Below are 1115 nucleotides of genomic sequence, written 5' to 3'. Positions count from 1 at the left end.
CCCTCATGTAAGGGACCTTCGGTGTTGATCGCGCCGGTGGTCTCGGGTGGCATGAGCGGCCCGGCTGGTCCGGTGGGTGGCGTCGAGCTCGCCCTCTGGGAGCCGCCGGGAGGCGGGGTCCCGTTCGTCTGATTGCCACCGCTGGCCCGGTCACGGATGGCCCGGATGAGGGAAGTGGGTCGACGCCTGGCTGAGGTCGGGCCCGCTTGCAGCACGTGCGTGGGAGCCGTCACCGGGAGCCACCGGTCGGTGCCCGCAGAGCGTGGGACTGTGACCGTCGGAGTGATCGCGCAGCCCGTCGTGGCCGGCCCGGGGGACACCGGTTGGTGTGACGACGAGGAGAGCGTGATGATCAACGATACGGAGGAGCGGCGCCTGGTCGGGATCGATCTGGGCATCGCCAGCGACCACACCGGGCGGGTGCTCGACGGCCGCGGCGGGGAGGTCTGCCGGCGCCGGGCCCGCCCGACGGGGGAGAGCCTGGCCGCGGTCGAGGCCGCCGCGCGGGCGGGGGCACCGGCGGGCCGCGGTTGGAGGTGGTGATCGAGCCGACCGGGCCGGCGGGGCTGCCGATCGCGGTGTTGGCCACCGCACGCGGGCATCGGGTGTTCCGGGTGGCCTCGGCGAAGGCCGCGGACCTGCGCCGGTTCCTGTCCCGGCACGCCAAGTCCAACGGCATCGACGCCGATCGGGCTGGCCCGGCTGCCGCTGCGGGCCCCGGCCGGCCGGCACCCGATCGAGCTGCCCGACACCGAGGCCGCCGCGGCGCTGGATCGGCGGGTGCGGGCCGGTGACCGGCTCACCCGGCAGGCCGCGCTGCACCAGCGGCGGATCACCGACCTGGTCCGCCAGCTGTTGCCGGCCACCCCGCGGACCGGGGCGTTGACCAAGACCGACCCGGCCGTGCTGGGCCGCTGGCCCGCCCCGCGGGCGCCGCTGGGCGCCGGCCGGGCCCGGCCGCTCACCCTGATCACCAAGACCTCGCACGGCCAGCAGGGCGCCGAGCGGGCCGAGCAGTGGCGCGCCGCCGCCGCGGCCGCGGTCGCGCTCCACGGCGAGCATCCGGCGATGCCCTGGTCGGCTCTGGCCGCCGAGGTCGCCACCGAGGTCGCGCT

At 76.8% G+C, this 1115-nt stretch carries 3 protein-coding genes; all 3 read left to right on the top strand.

The window, feature by feature from the left end:
* The first annotated feature begins 270 nt into the window (after positions 1 to 270).
* Positions 271 to 543: a hypothetical protein gene (locus G567_RS0125125; protein WP_028932074.1), complete on the top strand. Its 273-nt coding sequence runs from the start codon at positions 271 to 273 to the stop codon at positions 541 to 543.
* Positions 540 to 794: a hypothetical protein gene (locus G567_RS0125120; protein WP_147201372.1), complete on the top strand. Its 255-nt coding sequence runs from the start codon at positions 540 to 542 to the stop codon at positions 792 to 794. The genes G567_RS0125125 and G567_RS0125120 overlap by 4 nt, the downstream gene beginning before the upstream one ends.
* Positions 781 to 1115: hypothetical protein (locus G567_RS31435; RefSeq protein ID WP_037058185.1), on the top strand; the 335-nt coding region annotated here is incomplete at its 3' end. The genes G567_RS0125120 and G567_RS31435, both read left to right, overlap by 14 nt.

Origin of the sequence: Pseudonocardia asaccharolytica DSM 44247 = NBRC 16224, from assembly GCF_000423625.1 — a bacterium.
Lineage (GTDB): Bacteria > Actinomycetota > Actinomycetes > Mycobacteriales > Pseudonocardiaceae > Pseudonocardia > Pseudonocardia asaccharolytica.
This window is presented reverse-complemented; position numbering and strand designations above follow the sequence as displayed.